At 73.7% G+C, this 15,135-nt stretch carries 14 protein-coding genes; 9 read left to right on the top strand and 5 right to left on the bottom strand.

Translation table 11 applies throughout. The features are described 5' to 3' along the window. Positions 1-19: 19 nt before the first annotated feature. On the bottom strand, positions 20-1,108 hold the full coding sequence (locus tag ACFV1L_RS23870) for a phosphotransferase enzyme family protein (protein ID WP_380368953.1): 1,089 nt from the start codon (positions 1,106-1,108) through the stop codon (positions 20-22). A 58-nt stretch (positions 1,109-1,166) separates the two neighbouring features. Further along, positions 1,167-1,826 (bottom strand): response regulator, encoded by a 660-nt coding sequence (locus tag ACFV1L_RS23865; RefSeq protein WP_380369034.1) that lies wholly within the window; start codon positions 1,824-1,826, stop codon positions 1,167-1,169. Between the two features lie 308 nt (positions 1,827-2,134). Between ACFV1L_RS23865 and pdhA the strand changes: the two genes are divergently transcribed. The 3 genes from pdhA to ACFV1L_RS23850 are packed head-to-tail and all read left to right on the top strand — an operon-like array spanning position 2,135 to position 5,691. Continuing rightward, entirely contained in the window at positions 2,135-3,280 is a 1,146-nt protein-coding gene (pdhA, locus tag ACFV1L_RS23860; RefSeq protein WP_380368950.1) for a pyruvate dehydrogenase (acetyl-transferring) E1 component subunit alpha, read from the top strand. Then, entirely contained in the window at positions 3,280-4,254 is a 975-nt protein-coding gene (locus ACFV1L_RS23855; protein ID WP_380368948.1) for an alpha-ketoacid dehydrogenase subunit beta, read from the top strand. Before pdhA ends, ACFV1L_RS23855 begins: the two co-directional genes overlap by 1 nt. A 12-nt stretch (positions 4,255-4,266) precedes the next feature. Further along, positions 4,267-5,691: a dihydrolipoamide acetyltransferase family protein gene (locus tag ACFV1L_RS23850; RefSeq protein ID WP_380368946.1), complete on the top strand. Its 1,425-nt coding sequence runs from the start codon at positions 4,267-4,269 to the stop codon at positions 5,689-5,691. A gap of 63 nt (positions 5,692-5,754) precedes the next feature. Here ACFV1L_RS23850 and ACFV1L_RS23845 read toward each other — a convergent pair whose 3' ends face one another. After that, on the bottom strand, positions 5,755-6,018 hold the full coding sequence (locus tag ACFV1L_RS23845) for a helix-turn-helix domain-containing protein (protein WP_380368943.1): 264 nt from the start codon (positions 6,016-6,018) through the stop codon (positions 5,755-5,757). Positions 6,019-6,296: 278 nt separating this feature from the next. Here ACFV1L_RS23845 and ACFV1L_RS23840 point away from each other — a divergent pair, with 278 nt between their 5' ends. Beyond that, the gene (locus ACFV1L_RS23840; RefSeq protein ID WP_380368940.1) at positions 6,297-7,523 is read left to right on the top strand and encodes a M64 family metallopeptidase; all 1,227 of its coding nucleotides are present in this window, start codon (positions 6,297-6,299) and stop codon (positions 7,521-7,523) included. A 58-nt stretch (positions 7,524-7,581) separates the two neighbouring features. Further along, positions 7,582-8,943 (top strand): MFS transporter, encoded by a 1,362-nt coding sequence (locus tag ACFV1L_RS23835; RefSeq protein ID WP_380368937.1) that lies wholly within the window; start codon positions 7,582-7,584, stop codon positions 8,941-8,943. A 4-nt stretch (positions 8,944-8,947) separates the two neighbouring features. Here ACFV1L_RS23835 and ACFV1L_RS23830 read toward each other — a convergent pair whose 3' ends face one another. Continuing rightward, complete coding sequence (locus tag ACFV1L_RS23830; protein WP_380368935.1) at positions 8,948-9,775, bottom strand: maleylpyruvate isomerase family mycothiol-dependent enzyme; 828 nt, start codon at positions 9,773-9,775, stop codon at positions 8,948-8,950. 155 nt (positions 9,776-9,930) lie between these two features. Between ACFV1L_RS23830 and ACFV1L_RS23825 the strand changes: the two genes are divergently transcribed. The 3 genes from ACFV1L_RS23825 (at position 9,931) to ACFV1L_RS23815 (ending at position 12,434) form a co-directional block, all read left to right on the top strand. After that, positions 9,931-10,728 (top strand): carbon-nitrogen family hydrolase, encoded by a 798-nt coding sequence (locus ACFV1L_RS23825; protein ID WP_380368932.1) that lies wholly within the window; start codon positions 9,931-9,933, stop codon positions 10,726-10,728. A gap of 113 nt (positions 10,729-10,841) precedes the next feature. Continuing rightward, positions 10,842-11,738, top strand: coding sequence for a GntR family transcriptional regulator (locus tag ACFV1L_RS23820; protein WP_380368931.1), 897 nt, complete (start codon positions 10,842-10,844; stop codon positions 11,736-11,738). A gap of 45 nt (positions 11,739-11,783) precedes the next feature. After that, positions 11,784-12,434: a hypothetical protein gene (locus tag ACFV1L_RS23815; protein WP_380368928.1), complete on the top strand. Its 651-nt coding sequence runs from the start codon at positions 11,784-11,786 to the stop codon at positions 12,432-12,434. 67 nt (positions 12,435-12,501) lie between these two features. Here the strand turns inward: ACFV1L_RS23815 and ACFV1L_RS23810 are convergent, their stop codons facing one another. Then, entirely contained in the window at positions 12,502-13,287 is a 786-nt protein-coding gene (locus ACFV1L_RS23810; RefSeq protein ID WP_380368925.1) for an SLATT domain-containing protein, read from the bottom strand. Positions 13,288-13,701: 414 nt separating this feature from the next. Here ACFV1L_RS23810 and purD point away from each other — a divergent pair, with 414 nt between their 5' ends. Beyond that, a complete protein-coding gene (purD, locus tag ACFV1L_RS23805; RefSeq protein WP_380368923.1) occupies positions 13,702-14,946 on the top strand; it encodes a phosphoribosylamine--glycine ligase in 1,245 nt (414 codons plus the stop codon). The last annotated feature ends 189 nt before the right edge of the window (positions 14,947-15,135 follow it).

The following is a 15,135-nucleotide window of genomic DNA, read 5'->3' as shown; positions in this document are numbered from 1 at the left end:
TCCGGGGGCTGCGGGCAGGTCAGTTGGCGAACGCGTCCATGACCTGCTCGTAGTCCTGGCACCACCAGGCGAGCTGCCCGGCGGAGGCCGGGAACAGCGGGTCGGCCCGGTGGTCGTGGCGCTGGTAGTGCCACTGGAGCATCCACAGGTCGTTCAGCCGCTCCCACCACACTCGGTGCACGGCGGCGGCGACCTGCTCCGCGCTCGCGGCGCCGGTGGCCCGGTAGGCCCGCGCCCAGTGCCGGACCCGGACCAGGTCCAGGACGCCGCTGGTGCGGTCGTTGAACAGCAGCGTGGCGGCCCGCACGGCCTCCTCGGCGACCGGGTGCGGCGCGAGTTTGTCCCAGTCCAGGACGGCGCTGACGGCGTCGCCCCGGTGGAGCACGTTCAGGCCGTGGAAGTCCCCGTGGGTCCAGCCGGTGGGCGGGGCGTCGGCCGGGCCGGGGCGGCGGTGGCGGTGTGCGGCGAGCAGTTCCAGCCGCTCGGCCAGGCGCTGCTCGGCGAGCCGGTCGAACGGCCCGTAGGGGCGGTGCGTGCGGGCCCGGTCGCGGAGGTCGGCGACGATCCGCTCGGTCTCCCCGACGTCGGCGCTGAGCACCCCGTCCGGCTGCCGCAGCGGGGCGCACACCTCGCGGAGTGCGCCGTGCAGTGACCCCAGCAGGGCGCCGAGTTCGCCGCACCGGGCGGGGTCGAGCTCGGTGCCGTGCCGGTGGCTGCCGGGCACCCACGGGTACAGCGCGAACAGCCGGCCGCCGTACGCGGTGACGGTCCGGCCGTCCCGGTCGGCGATCGGCGGCGGCACCGGCAGGCCGAGGGCGGCCAGCGCGGCGGTGGCGCGGTGCTGCCGCAGGATCGCCGGCCGGTTGGCGGTGGCCGGGTCGACGTAGCACTTCAGGAAGTACCTGGCGCCGTCCGCCGCGGCGATCCGGTAGCCGCGGTTGAGCAGCCCTTCGGCGACCGGCACCACCTCCTCGGGCGGTGCGGTGCGGTACCCGCGCAGCACCCCGGCCACGGCGGCGTGCGCGACCGGGGGGCTGAGGGTGCCTACGGGGGGAGCGGTGGCGTCCGGGCGGGCCGGCGCGAGGGAGATGGTCTGACCGTCCGTCACGGAGCAGAGCGTATTACTCGGCGTGATGGTGACTTGACAGAGCGTGCCCGAGGTGATCTCAGTGCTGTTGGTCGGCCTGACGGCGTGCCACGTACGCGGCGACCTGGGTCCGGCGCTCCATTCCCATCTTCGCCAACAGGCTGCTGACGTAGTTTTTTACGGTTTTTTCGGCCAGGTGCAGCTCATTGCCGATCTGCCGATTCGTCATCCCCTCGCCGATCAGATCGAGGATGCGGCGCTCCTGTTTCGTCAACTGCGCGATCCGCTCGTCCTCCTTCTCGCCCCCGTCGCGCAGCCGTGCGAGCACCCGACCGGTGGCGACCGGGTCGAGCAGGGATTTACCGGCCGCGACGTCGCGCACCGCGGAGAGCAGGTCGGTGCCGCGGATCGCTTTCAGGACATATCCGGAGGCTCCCGCCATGATCGAGTCGAACAGCGCCTCGTCGTCCGAGAAGGAGGTGAGCATCAGGCATTTCACCGACGGGTGGTGGGAGCGGATCTCCCGGCACACCTCGACCCCGTTCCCGTCGGGGAGCCGGACGTCCAGCACCGCCACGTCCGGGTGGACCGCGGGGATCCGGGTCAGCGCCTCGGCGGCCGTCCCGGCCTCGCCGACCACCTCGATGTCGCCCTCCATCGAGAGCAGGTCGTGCACGCCCCGACGGACCACTTCGTGATCATCGAGGAGAAACACCCGGATATGTCCGTTATCTGTCATTTGCAAAGCCTCGCACAAATCGATGGGCGTTACCCCCTTTCGCAGCGGGCCGCGCCCGGATACCGTGCGCTGGTGTCCTGACGGGAAGGTAAGCCGCGTCACATCGTCGGTTTCCCCACCGGAGAACAACTAGGACGTCCTAGCGCAAGAGCGCCAAGGGGTGTCGCTGGGTAACGTTCTCGTGAGGGACGCCGTCGGAAAGGAACACCGCCTGCCGCGACTGGCGCGCACACCCACGCGCGCGAGCCGGGAAGCGACCGGACCGGCCACCGGCGACCCCGGGCGGCCGGACAGACCGAGGAGTGAACGTGACCGTCAAAAGCACGACGAGGGCGCGCAAGAAGGCCGCCCCCGGCGTCCCTGACAAAACCAGCGCCGGCTCCGCCGCGCCGGAGCTCGTACAGCTGCTCACCCCGGAGGGCGACCGGGTCGAGCACCCGGACTTCCCGCTCACCGTGACGCCCGAGGAGCTGCGCTCGCTCTACCGCGACCTGGTGCTGGTCCGCCGCTTCGACGCGGAGGCCACGTCGCTCCAGCGTCAGGGCGAACTCGGCCTGTGGGCCTCGCTGCTGGGCCAGGAAGCCGCCCAGGTCGGCTCCGGCCGGGCGATGCGCCCCGGCGACTACGCCTTCCCCACCTACCGCGAGCACGGCGTCGCCTGGTGCCGCGACGTCGACCCGCTGAACCTGCTCGGCATGTTCCGCGGCGTGAACAACGGCGGCTGGGACCCGAACGAGAAGAACTTCCACCTCTACACCATCGTGATCGGCGCGCAGACCCTGCACGCCACCGGTTACGCGATGGGCATCACCAAGGACGGCGCGGACGACGCGGTGATCGCCTACTTCGGCGACGGCGCCTCCAGCCAGGGCGACGTCAACGAGGCCTTCACCTTTGCCTCGGTCTACAACTCGCCGGTGGTGTTCTTCTGCCAGAACAACCAGTGGGCGATCTCCGAGCCCACCACCGTGCAGACCCGCATCCCGCTGTACCGCCGCGCCTCCGGCTTCGGCTTCCCCGGAGTCCGGGTCGACGGCAACGACGTGCTGGCCTGCCTCGCGGTCACCCGCTGGGCGCTGGACCACGCCCGCACCGGCCAGGGCCCGGTGCTGGTCGAGGCGTTCACCTACCGGATGGGCGCGCACACCACCTCCGACGACCCGACCCGCTACCGGCAGACCGAGGAGACCGAGGCCTGGAAGGCCAAGGACCCGATCCTGCGGCTGAAGGCCCACCTGGAGAAGGAGGGCCTCGCCGACGAGGCGTTCTTCGCCGAGGTCGAGGCCGAGAGCGAGAAGCTGGGCCTGCGCGTCCGCGAGGGCGTCCGGTCGATGCCCGACCCCGACCCGACCCTGATCTTCGACCACGTCTACACCGAGCCGCACCCGCTGGTGGACGAGGAACGCGCCGAGTACGAGGCGTACGCCGCCTCCTTCGAGGGGGAGCAGCACTGATGGCCGGCCAGCTCAGCATCGCCAAGGCGCTCAACGAAGCGCTGCGCAAGTCGCTGGAGAACGACCCGAAGACCGTCCTGATGGGCGAGGACATCGGCAAGCTCGGCGGCGTCTTCCGGATCACCGACGGCCTGCAGAAGGACTTCGGCGACGACCGGGTCATCGACACCCCGCTCGCCGAGTCCGGCATCGTGGGCACCGCGATCGGCCTCGCGCTGCGCGGCTACCGCCCGGTGGTGGAGATCCAGTTCGACGGCTTCGTGTACCCGGCCTTCGACCAGATCGTCTCCCAGCTCGCCAAGATGCACGCCCGTGCGCTCGGCCACGTCAAGATGCCGATCACCGTCCGCATCCCGTTCGGCGGCGGCATCGGCGCGGTGGAGCACCACAGCGAGTCGCACGAGGCGTACTTCGCGCACACCGCCGGCCTGCGGGTGGTCAGCCCGTCCAACGCGCACGACGCGCACTGGATGCTGCGCCAGTCCATCGAGTCGGACGACCCGGTGATCTTCCTGGAGCCCAAGCGCCGCTACTGGGACAAGGGCGAGGTCGGCGAGGACCCGATGCTGCCGCTGCACTCGGCGCGCATCGTCCGGCCCGGCACCGACGCCACGCTGATCGCCTACGGGCCGATGGTGAAGGTCTGCCAGGAGGCCGCCAAGGCCGCCGAGGAGGACGGCCGCCGGCTGGAGGTGGTCGACCTGCGCTCGCTGTCGCCGATCGACTTCACCACCCTGGAGGAGTCCGTCAAGCGCACCGGCCGCGGCATCGTGGTGCACGAGGCCCCGGTCTTCCTCGGCCTGGGCGCGGAGCTCGCCGCCCGGCTCACCGAGCGCTGCTTCTACCACCTGGAGGCGCCGATCCTGCGGGTCGGCGGCTACCACGCCCCGTACCCGCCGTCGCGGGTCGAGGAGACCTACCTGCCCGACCTCGACCGTGTGCTCGACGCCGTCGACCGCGCGCTCGCGTACTGAGCGGGGACGAACATGACCAACGGAACGCTCCGCGAGTTCAAGATGCCCGACGTGGGCGAGGGACTCACCGAGGCCGAGATCCTCACCTGGTACGTCAAGCCGGGCGACACCGTCACCGACGGGCAGGTCGTCTGCGAGGTGGAGACCGCCAAGGCCGCGGTCGAGCTGCCGATCCCGTTCACCGGCGTGGTCGAGGCGCTGCACTTCCCGGCGGGCACCACCGTCGACGTGGGCACCGCGATCATCGCGGTGGCCGTCGAGGGCGCCGCGCCGGCCGAGGCCGCCCCGGCCCCGGCCGCCGCTCCGGCGGCCGCGCCCGCCGCGGCGGAGACCGAGCCGGAGCGCCGCGAGGTGCTGGTCGGCTACGGCCCGCGCACCGGCTCGGTGCAGCGCCGGGCCCGCCGCACCAACGGCACGGCGCCCGCGGTCGCCCCGGCGGCTCCGGTGGCGCCCGCCGCGCCGGTGGCCCCGGCGGCCCCCGTCGCCCGGGCCGTCGTTGCGGAGGGGGAGCGCCCGCTGGCCAAGCCGCCGGTGCGCAAGCTCGCCAAGGACCTCGGCATCGACCTGCGCACCGTGCTGCCGACCGGCCCGAACGGCGTGATCACCCGCGAGGACGTGCACGCCGCGGCGGCCACCGCCGCCGAGGCCGTCGTCGAGCCGGCCGCCGCGCCGGTCGCCCCGCAGGCCGCCGCACCGGTGGCCGAGCAGCCCGTGCTGCCGGTGCCGACCGCCGCCGGGGACGTCCGGGTGCCGGTCAAGGGCGTCCGGAAGGCCACCGCGCAGGCGATGGTGGCCTCGGCGTTCACCGCGCCGCACGTCACCGAGTTCGTCCAGGTCGACGTGACCCGGACGATGAAGCTGGTGCGCAAGCTCAAGGAGAGCGGCGAACTGGGCGCCGGGGTGCGGGTCAGCCCGCTGCTGCTGGTCGCCAAGGCGCTGCTCACCGCGGTCAAGCGCCACCCTGAGATCAACGCCAGCTGGGACGAGGCCGCCCAGGAGATCGTGATCAGGGGCGCGGTGAACCTCGGCATCGCCGCGGCCACCCCGCGCGGGCTGATCGTCCCGAACATCAAGGACGCCGGCTCCAAGACGCTCTCCCAGCTGGCCGTCTCGCTCGGTGAGCTGGTGGAGACCGCGCGGCAGGGCAAGACCTCCCCGGCGGACATGTCCGGCGGCAGCGTCACCATCACCAACGTCGGCGTGTTCGGCGTGGACACCGGCACCCCGATCCTCAACCCCGGCGAGGCCGCCATCCTGGCCTTCGGCGCGGTGCGGGAGCTGCCCTGGGTGCACAAGGGCAAGGTGGTGCCGCGTCAGGTCACCACGCTGGCGCTGTCCTTCGACCACCGGCTGGTCGACGGCGAGCTCGGCTCCAAGGTTCTGGCGGACGTCGCCGCGATCCTGGAGTACCCGAAGCGCCTGATCACCTGGGGCTGATCCGCCCCGGCCGCCGGGCCCCGCTCCGTCTGCGGAGCGGGGCCCGGCGCGTTCCTCCGGCGGTCAGCCCCGGGCGGTCCGCCAGGCGGCGTGGGCCAGGGCGTGGAAGCCCTCGGTGCCGGGCCGGTCCAGGCCGAGCGCGCCGGCCAGCAGCGCGGCGGTGGCCGGGCGCGGGCCGGCCGTGCCGCGTTCCAGGTCGGACAGTGTGCGGATGCCGAGGCCCGCCTTCCGGGCCAGTTCCTGCTGGGTCAGCCGGGCCCCCTGCCGCAGTGTCCGCAGGGCCTGTCCGAATGCCGTGCGCGGGTCCGTCTCCGGCCCGTTCTCCATGTCAGCCGCCTTTCCCCCCTGGTGATTCACGAGCGGCAGGGTATCCCGCCCGGCGGCGGCCCGTTCGCCGTTCCAACTGCATTGCGGTCATTCGGAATTGGGCGCTCCGATCGGTCTCCGCCGGTGATTGTCGACGGTTTCGGCGGGCGCGCCGCGCATTGCGCCGCCCGAGGGAGTTTCGCGCCGGCCCGACCGCTCCCGGGGCCGCGATGGGTACGTCTGTGCGACCAGCCACCCGCGCAGCCAGGCCGGGTGCCGTCGCAGCGAGGACCCCGCGTATGCCGCCTGGTGCTCCCGGCCCCGTGATGCGCTCCGCGGCCGCCCTGCTGCTGGCCGCCGCCGCCGTGCTCCCCGCCGTGGTGGAGCTGGCCTCGCCCTCGCCCTCCACGGCGATAGGGCCGCCGCTGCCGGGGCCGGACCGGGCCGTGCCGCCCGCCGCCCGGCCCGACCTGCGGGCTCCCGGCGCGCCCGCCGTCGACCTGCGGATGACCGGCGACCCGGCCAACCGGATCACCCTGGTGCTGCTGGGCGACGGCTACACCGCCGACCAGCAGCAGCTGTTCCGGGAGCAGGCGGACCGGGCCTGGCACGCGCTGCTGGAGATCGAGCCGTTCCGCACCTACCAGGGGCTGTTCAACATACGGCGGGTGGACGTGGTCTCTCCGGTGCCGGGGATCGCCGAGAGCGAGAGCGCCGGCCGTTCGGTGGCCACCCCGCTGGGCATGCACTTCTGGTGCGAGGGCACCGCCCGCCTGCTGTGCGCGGACGAGGCCGCCACCGCCCGCTGGGCCGGGCAGGGCGAGGGCCCGCAGTACCTGATCGCGCTGGCCAACTCGACCGAGTACGGCGGGGCCGGCGGCACCGGGGTGACCACGCTGGCCGGCGGCAGCCCGGACGCCGGGCGGATCATCCAGCACGAGATCGGCCACACCGTCGGCGCGCTCGGCGACGAGTACGACAGCGCCCCCGGCGACCCGGACTACCCGAACCTGTCCTCGGTGGACGCCGAGGAGATGGCGCGGGACAAGGTCAAGTGGTGGCGCTGGCTGGGCGCCGTCTCGCCGGACGGCGGCGGCCCGGTGGGCGCGTACCGCAGCGCCAACGGGCTGTACCGGCCGACCGAGGACTCGGTGATGCGGACCCTCGGCGGGACGTACAACCTGCCGTCCCGGGAGGCGATCGTCGAGCAGCTGTACCGCCAGGTGCGGCCCGCGGACGACCCCGAGCCGGCCCCCGGGCAGGTGGCGGGCCGGCCCAAGCTGCACGTGCGCCCGCTGGCCCTGACCGGCCCGCGCCAGCTGCGGATCGACTGGACGGTGGACGGGCGGCCGGTGGAGGCCGCCACCGCCGACGGCACCTGGCTGGACACCGCCGCGCTGGCGCTGGCGCCCGGCCGCCGGCACACCGTGACCGCGACCGTCCAGGACACCACCGACTGGGTGCGCGACGAGGCCTTCCGGGCCCAGTACATGACCCGGACGGCGAGCTGGACGATCAGCGGCTGAGGCGGCCCGGCACCCTGGCGGAAAGATCAGGTCATGGGATGACTAGCCTGGTTCCACTATGAGCGTGGACCCAGCCCCCGCAGCACCGTCCCTGTCCGTACCCGCTCCCCGCGCCGCCGCCGAGCTCCGAACCGCCGAGCTCCGGCCCGCCGCCCCGCACCCGCCCGGCGGGCGGGCCGCCTGGTTCGCCTGGGCGGTCGGCGTCAGCGTCTACGTCCTCGCCGTGGTGCACCGCACCAGCCTCGGGGTGGCCGGCCTGGACGCCGCCGACCGGTTCGGCATCGGCGCGTCCGCCCTGTCCACCTTCTCCATCCTGCAGGTCCTGGTGTACGCCGGGATGCAGATCCCGGTCGGGCTGCTGGTCGACCGGATCGGCCCCCGCCGGGTGCTGCTGCTGGGCGTGGCCCTGATGAGCGCCGGGCAGCTGGCGTTCGCGTTCTCCACCGCGTTCGCGCCCGCGCTGGCGTCCCGCGCCGTGCTCGGCTGCGGCGACGCGATGACCTTCATCAGCGTGCTGCGGATCGCCGCCCGCTGGTTCCCCGCCGCCCGCAACCCGTTCGTCGCCCAGCTCACCGGCCTGGTCGGCACCGGCGGCAACCTGGTCACCACCGTGGTCCTCGCGCAGGCCCTGCACACGGCCGGCTGGAGCGCCACCTTCGGCACCATCGCGGCCACCGGCGTGCTGGTCTTCGTCGCCGTGCTGGCACTGCTGCGGGAGGCCCCGCCCGGCGCGCCCGCGGCCGTTGCGGTGCCGCCGCAGGGCGGCCGGCTGCCGGTGGGGAGGCAGATCCGCGCCGCCTGGTCCGAGCCCGGGACCCGGCTCGGCATGTGGGTGCACTTCACCACCGCGTTCCCGGCGTCCGCGTTCGGACTGCTGTGGGGACTGCCCTACCTGGTCGAGGGCCAGGGCATGTCCCGGGCCGGCGCGGGCGGGCTGCTCAGCCTGCTGGTGCTCAGCAGCATGGCGTTCGGCCTGCTGTTCGGCCGGCTGATCTCCCGGTCGGCCGCGCTGCGGCTGCCGGTCACCTTCACCGTGCTCGCCGCCACCGCGCTCTGCTGGACCGTCACCCTGGCCTGGCCCCACGGCCGTCCGCCGCTGTGGCTGCTGGTGGTGCTGGTGCTGGTGATGGGCAGCAACGGCCCGGCCTCGCTGATCGGCCTGGACTACGCCCGCGCCCACAACCCGGCCGAGCGGATGGGCACCGCGTCCGGCATCGCCAACATGGGCGGGTTCATCGGCGCGATGATCACCCTGCTCGGCATCGGCGTCCTGCTGGACGCGCTGGCCGACCCGGGCAGCGACAGCTACGGCGCGCACGCCTACCAGGTGGCGTTCTGCTTCCAGCTGCTGCCGCTGCTGCTCGGGACGGCGATGATCCTCCGGCTGCGGCGGAAGGTGGCCGCGGCCGGCCGCGGCTGAGGCGTCAGGGGGTGCTCGACAGGTGGGCCAGCACCCGGAGGCCGAGCTCCTGGTCGCCGACCACGTTCACCAGCGCGGTCTCCGGGTGGACCCGGCCGCAGCACAGCCGGACGAAGGTCTGCCAGTCCATCGACAGCTTCACGTCCGGGTCCGCCGACGGCTCCTCGGCCAAGCTGCCGCTGCCGTCCGCGCCGACCCGGACGGTGCGCCGGAACGGCAGCGCGCCGGACACGTCGAACTCCACGGTGCTGCCGATCGGCGCACCCGCCTCCTTGGCGACCTGCTTCGGCAGCGACCTGATCAGCCAGTCCCTGGTCACCACCGCGGCCGGCGAGTCCAGGTTGCCCGGCTCCTGCAGCGCCCGCCGCAGGTCCTGCTCGTGCACCCAGACGTCGAAGACCCGCAGCAGCAGCAGCGTCGCGTACGGGACCTCCCGGGACAGCGGGCCGGCCGGCCAGCGCACCGGGTCCGTCGGCCCGTACCGGGCGTTGCGCAGCGCCCGGGAGCGCCGGATGATCGTGTACTCCAGCTCGCTGGTCAGCTCGATCGGGGTGTGGCAGCGGCGCTTGTCCACCGGCAGTTCCATGTACCGGGTGAACTCGTTGGTGACGTGCCGCAGGTCGCGTGGCAGCGCGTGGATCGGCCGGGGGTCGCCCAGCAGCTCCGACTCGACGCCGATGATGTGCGACACCACGTCGCGCACCGACCAGCCCGGGCACTCGGTGGCCCGGTTCCACGCGTCGGTCGGCAACGGGGCGAGCAGCTCGGATATGGACTCGATCGACTGCGTCCACGCATCGGTGTACGCCTGCACGGTCTGGTTGTCCGTCACGGGTATCTCCGGCCCTCCGTCAGCTTGCGTCCCACGTCGCCCGAGCTGCCAAGACCTCCGCACGGACGCGCATACGGCACGTTACGCTGCCGGGTGAGAGCAGGGCAGCGCTTTCGGGTGACGATCGTAGGACTCTTGTCGTGGACGGTGGTACTGTGCGCGCTTCATTGATCCAACTCGCGGTCTCGGACTCCGAGCCGGCCGCCGAGCGGCGGGCCAGGGCCGCGGCGCTGGTCCGCGCCCAGGACGGCGCCGACCTGGTGGTGCTGCCGGAGCTGTGGCCGGTCGGCGGCTTCGCCTACGACGCCTGGTCCGACGGCGCCGAACCGCTCGACGGGCCCACCGCCGAGACGATGTCCGCCGCCGCCCGCGCGGTCGGCTGCTGGCTGCACGCCGGCTCGATCGTCGAACGCGATCCCGACGGGCCGATCTACAACACCTCGCTGCTGTTCGCCCCCGACGGCGAACTCGTCCGCACCTACCGGAAGATCCACCGCTTCGGCTTCGACACCGGCGAGGCCGTCGTGATGGGCGCCGGCCAGGAGATCGTCACCGCGGCCGCCGGCTTCGCCACCCTCGGCCTGGCCACCTGCTACGACCTGCGCTTCCCGGAGCTGTTCCGGGCCCTGCTGGACGCCGACGCCGAACTGCTGGTGGTCCCGGCCGCCTGGCCGGCCCGGCGGGCCGAGCACTGGAACCTGCTGGCCCGCGCCCGCGCCGTCGAGGAGCAGGCGTTCGTGCTGGCCTGCAATACGGCCGGCACCCACGGCGGGGTGGAACAGGCCGGCCGCAGCCTGGTCGTCGACCCGTGGGGGCGGGTGCTCGCCGAGGCCGGGCCGGACGAGCAGGTGCTCACCGCCGAGTTCGACCCCGCCGAGGTCGCCAAGTGCCGCGCCGAGTTCCCGGTCCACCGGGACCGCCTGCTGGGCATCCCGGCGCCGGTCCAGCGCTGACATTCCGCCGACCTCGCCGTACCTTGGTCCGGATTGACCATTCCGGGGTAGTCTGTGCGCGTTTTGGGAGCTGGGTCCGGCCGACGTCGGCACGACCCGGAGAGGGGGCGGCGATGAACGCTGCGGGAGCCGGGAGCGGACGCGCCCTGATCCGCCGCAACAGCCTCCGCGAGCAGATCTCCGACGCCCTGCGCGACGAGATGATGGCCGGCCGGCTGCCCGCCGGCCGCAACTTCACCGTCAAGGAGATCGCCGAGATCTACGGCGTCTCCGCCACCCCCGCCCGGGAGGCCCTGGTCGACCTCGCCGCCCAGGGCCTGCTGGTCAGCGAACCCCACCGCGGCTTCACCGTCCCGGAGTTCACCTGGGACGACTTCCTGGAGATCTTCGAGGCCCGCGCCCTGCTCACCGACAACGCCCTGCGGCACCTCGGAAACCGCGCCCACCCCTACGACTGGTCCCGGACCGGCTCGCTGCGCCGCCGCGGCGACGCCGCCACCCGCGCCGCCCGGGCCGGCCACCTCGACGTGCTGGTCGGCTGCGACCTGCGGTTCTGGCAGGAGGCCGCGGCCATCCTGTGCAACGAGCGGATCGCCGACTACCTCGGCTGGCTGCGCGTCCAGTCCTGGATGTTCGCCGCCCCGCACCTGCGGGCCGCCGGCGACCTGGCCGGCACCTGCTGGGACCGGCACGGCGACCTCGTCGACCGGATCGAGGCCCGCGACCACGACGGCGCCCGACGGGTCGTCAACCACTACAACCTGTTCACCGTCGAACTCCTCGCCGGACTGCTCGGCCGTTCGCTCGACGGGCTCTCCATCCTGCGGCTGCTGCGCGAGGACCAGGCGGAACCTGACGCCCCGTCGGCCCGGGCTGCCGAGCAGGCCCCGACCGAACAGCAGCCCGTGGCCGTCGGGTTGGGGCGGGTGCCGCTGCCCAGGTTCGTACCGCCCGGACGCTTCACCCGGTCGTTCCGGCCGGGGCGCGGGGAGCCCGCCGCGGGCCGGTAGGGTTGGGGCCCGTTGCCCCGCCCACCCGAGAGGATGAGCCGGCCCATGGCCTGCGACCTCTGGCTCGTCCCGCTCGTGGACGTGCTCGCCCACAGCCCCGAGAACCCGTTCCGGGACGACCTCGACCGCTACAACGGGGTGCTCGCCCAGTACGGGCTGCCGCCCGTCCCGGTCAACCCCTACGTTCCCGGCTTCTCCGGGGACGTCGAGACGATAGCCGCGTTCGACTACGACTCGCTCCACTTCCTGCGCCGCGCCTACCTGCTGGGCCTCACCGGCTTCGAGGTGACGCCGGTGGACGCGCTCGGCAGCGACTACGAACAGCTCCTGGAGATGTTCGAGGCCACCGCCGAACAGTCGCACCTGGTCTGGCACTTCGACCACGCCGGGGCGTACGTGCCGGTCGACTTCGCGGTGCCGCTGGTCGCCGACGAACTCCTCGCGGCGGGCGGCCCACTGGGCTCCTCGCAGGGCCTGCTCCGCGAACTCCAGGCAGTGGCACCGCTGTTGGGCATCGACCCGCTCAACCCGCCGGCCCCCACCCGCCCGCTCGGCCCCACGCCGCTGGAACAGCCCTTCGGACCCCCGATCGACGACTTCCAGCACCCCTTCGCGCGGGAACGCCACGCCTGGGCCGGCCTCTACTCGGCGGCGACCCGCAGCGTCACCCAGGGCTCGATGATCGTCTTCGCCTAGCGGGAGCGGGCGGGCGAACCCGGGGGCGCGTGGAGGTACCCCCACGCGCCCCCGGGTTGCTGCCCTCTCAACGCAGCGGGCCCTCCGGGGGGCGCTGGCGGGGCATGGTGGGCCGGGTGCCCGGCGGGGGGAGGACGCGGACCTGGGCGCCGGCGCCGCCCTCGGTGCGGCCGCCCCAGATGCCCGGGGCCTGGGTCGGGAGCCGGCTCATGCCGGCGCGGAACTCGAGCATCCACTCGGAGGTCTCGGTGCGGACCAGGTCGGAGACGTCCTCGCAGAAGCGCCGCAGCACGCCGAGGCAGCGCTCGGCGGCCTCGCCGGCGGTGCCCTCGGTGGGGCCGAGGACCTCCCGGACGCACTCCGACGCCCAGTCGAACTGGAAGGCCTCCAGGCGGCGTTGGAGCGCCTGCGAGGTGGAGACGTCCCGCATCCAGCCGGAGGTGAGCCCGAAGGCGCGGTCGGCGAGCAGCGACGCGGCGGCGAGGGCGAGTCCGGCGTAGCCCCATTCCAGGGCGTGCGGGAGGAGGCCGGTGAGGGAGACGATCGGGGCGGTGACGCCGCCGACGGCGAACACGCCGGCGGTGAAGCGGAGCAGGCGGGCCCAGCGGCGCTTCCAGACCCGGTCGCGGCGGTACCACTCGATCGCCTCGACGGCGCGCTCCTCCGACCAGCGGTAGAGCTCTTCGAGGCGTTCGGCGGGCTCTCCCCAGTCACCCAGCGGGAATTGACGCGCGCTCAGGTCGGTGCGGCGGCGGGTGTGGATCCTCCCGCCGGAGCCGGGGGCGGGCTGGTCGTCATCGGCGACCTCCTTGCCCCAAGGACTCTCCTCGGGCTGCATTTCCGGCTGGCTCACCTGTGGCGCTCCCTGTGGCGGGGTGACTGCGGAGGCCCGGCGGGGTACCGGGACTGACGGTACGGACTTCGGTCGGTGCGGGCGGGGCGGAGCCGCCCATGCTGCCGTGCCCGGCAAGCGGCCGGGTCCTGGTCCAACAGCACTTCTTACCGCCAAATGGCTGACCGTGTGGGCGCTTCCGCAGTGATCGTTATGTGATTTCACCTCCGGAAGCCGAGGTGGGAAGGGTTGCCCCGCCCGGCCGGATTTCACCCGTCCGAGCGAGGTGAACAGCGGCGGCCGACGTGACCGCACGGACGGCCCCGGAGCCCCTGTGCCTTCGTGTCGACGGGGCAGCCGGATCCGCCCGGCGCTCGGAGCGTCGCACGGAGCCGCCGACGGCCCGGAAGCGGCCACCGACTAGGCTTGCCGGTCGTGAAGGTCCTCGTCATCGGCGGCGGCGCCCGCGAACACGCCCTGTGCCGCTCCCTGTCCCAAGATCCCGCCGTCACCGAGCTGCACTGCGCCCCGGGCAACGCCGGGATCGCGCGGGTGGCCGCCCTGCACCCGGTCGACCAGCTGGACGGCGCGGCGGTCACCGCGCTGGCCCGGCAGCTGGCCGCCGACCTGGTCGTGGTCGGCCCGGAGGCGCCGCTGGTGGCCGGTGTCGCCGAGCCGCTGCGGGCGGCCGGATTCCCGGTGTTCGGCCCGAGCGTGCAGGCCGCGCAGTTGGAGGGCTCCAAGGCCTTCGCGAAGGACGTGATGGCCGCGGCCGGCGTCCCGACCGCGCGGTCCTACGTGTGCACCGGCGAGCAGGAGGCCGCCGAGGCGCTCGACGCGTTCGGCGCCCCGTACGTGGTGAAGGACGACGGCCTGGCGGCCGGCAAGGGCGTGGTGGTCACCGAGGACCGCGCCGTCGCGCTGGAGCACGCCAAGGCCTGCGACCGCGTGGTGATCGAGGAGTACCTGGACGGTCCGGAGGTGTCGCTGTTCGCGATCACCGACGGCACCACGGTGCTGCCGCTGGTGCCCGCGCAGGACTTCAAGCGCGCGCTGGACGGCGACCAGGGCCCCAACACCGGCGGCATGGGCGCCTACACCCCGCTGCCGTGGGCCCCCGAGGGCCTGGTCGACGAGGTGCTGGCGACCGTCCTGCAGCCGACCGTCGACGAGCTGCGCCGCCGCGGCACCCCGTTCTCCGGCCTGCTGTACGCGGGCCTGGCGCTGACCTCGCGCGGCACCCGGGTGATCGAGTTCAACGCCCGCTTCGGCGACCCGGAGACCCAGGTCGTGCTGGCCCGGCTGCGCACCCCGCTGGCCGGGGTGCTGCTGGCCGCCGCCAACGGCACGCTGGCCGAACTGGAGCCGCTGCGCTGGTCCGAGGAGGCCGCGGTCACGGTGGTGATGGCCTCCGAGGGCTACCCGGCGAGCCCCCGCACCGGCGACCCGATCGAGGGCCTGGAGGCGGCGGAGGCCGACGGCACCGCGTTCGTGCTGCACGCCGGCACCAGGGCGGGTGCGGACGGCGAGGTGCTGACCGCGGGCGGCCGGGTGCTGTCCGTCACCGCGACCGGCGCGGACCTCGCCGAGGCCCGCAGCAAGGCGTACGCGGGCGTCGCGAAGATCTCCTTCAAGGGCGCCCAGCACCGCACCGACATCGCGGCGAAGGCCGCGCAGTAGCGGACCGCGTCCCCACGGGGCGCTGCGACCGGACCGACCCGTCCGGACGCAGCGCCCCGTGGCGTTTCCCGAGGTCGCGGCGGCGGGGACGGCAGGTCGGAAAACCAGTCCTTCGGGTGATCTGTTGGTCATCCTGCTGACGGGGCGCGAGCCCGCGCCGTAGGGTGCGCTGCATCGCGCAGGGGCGGG

Origin of the sequence: Kitasatospora sp. NPDC059646, assembly GCF_042734615.1 — a bacterium.
Classification (GTDB): Bacteria; Actinomycetota; Actinomycetes; order Streptomycetales; family Streptomycetaceae; genus Kitasatospora.
Note: the sequence above shows the minus strand (reverse complement) of the source record. Positions and strands in the feature narration are given on the sequence as shown.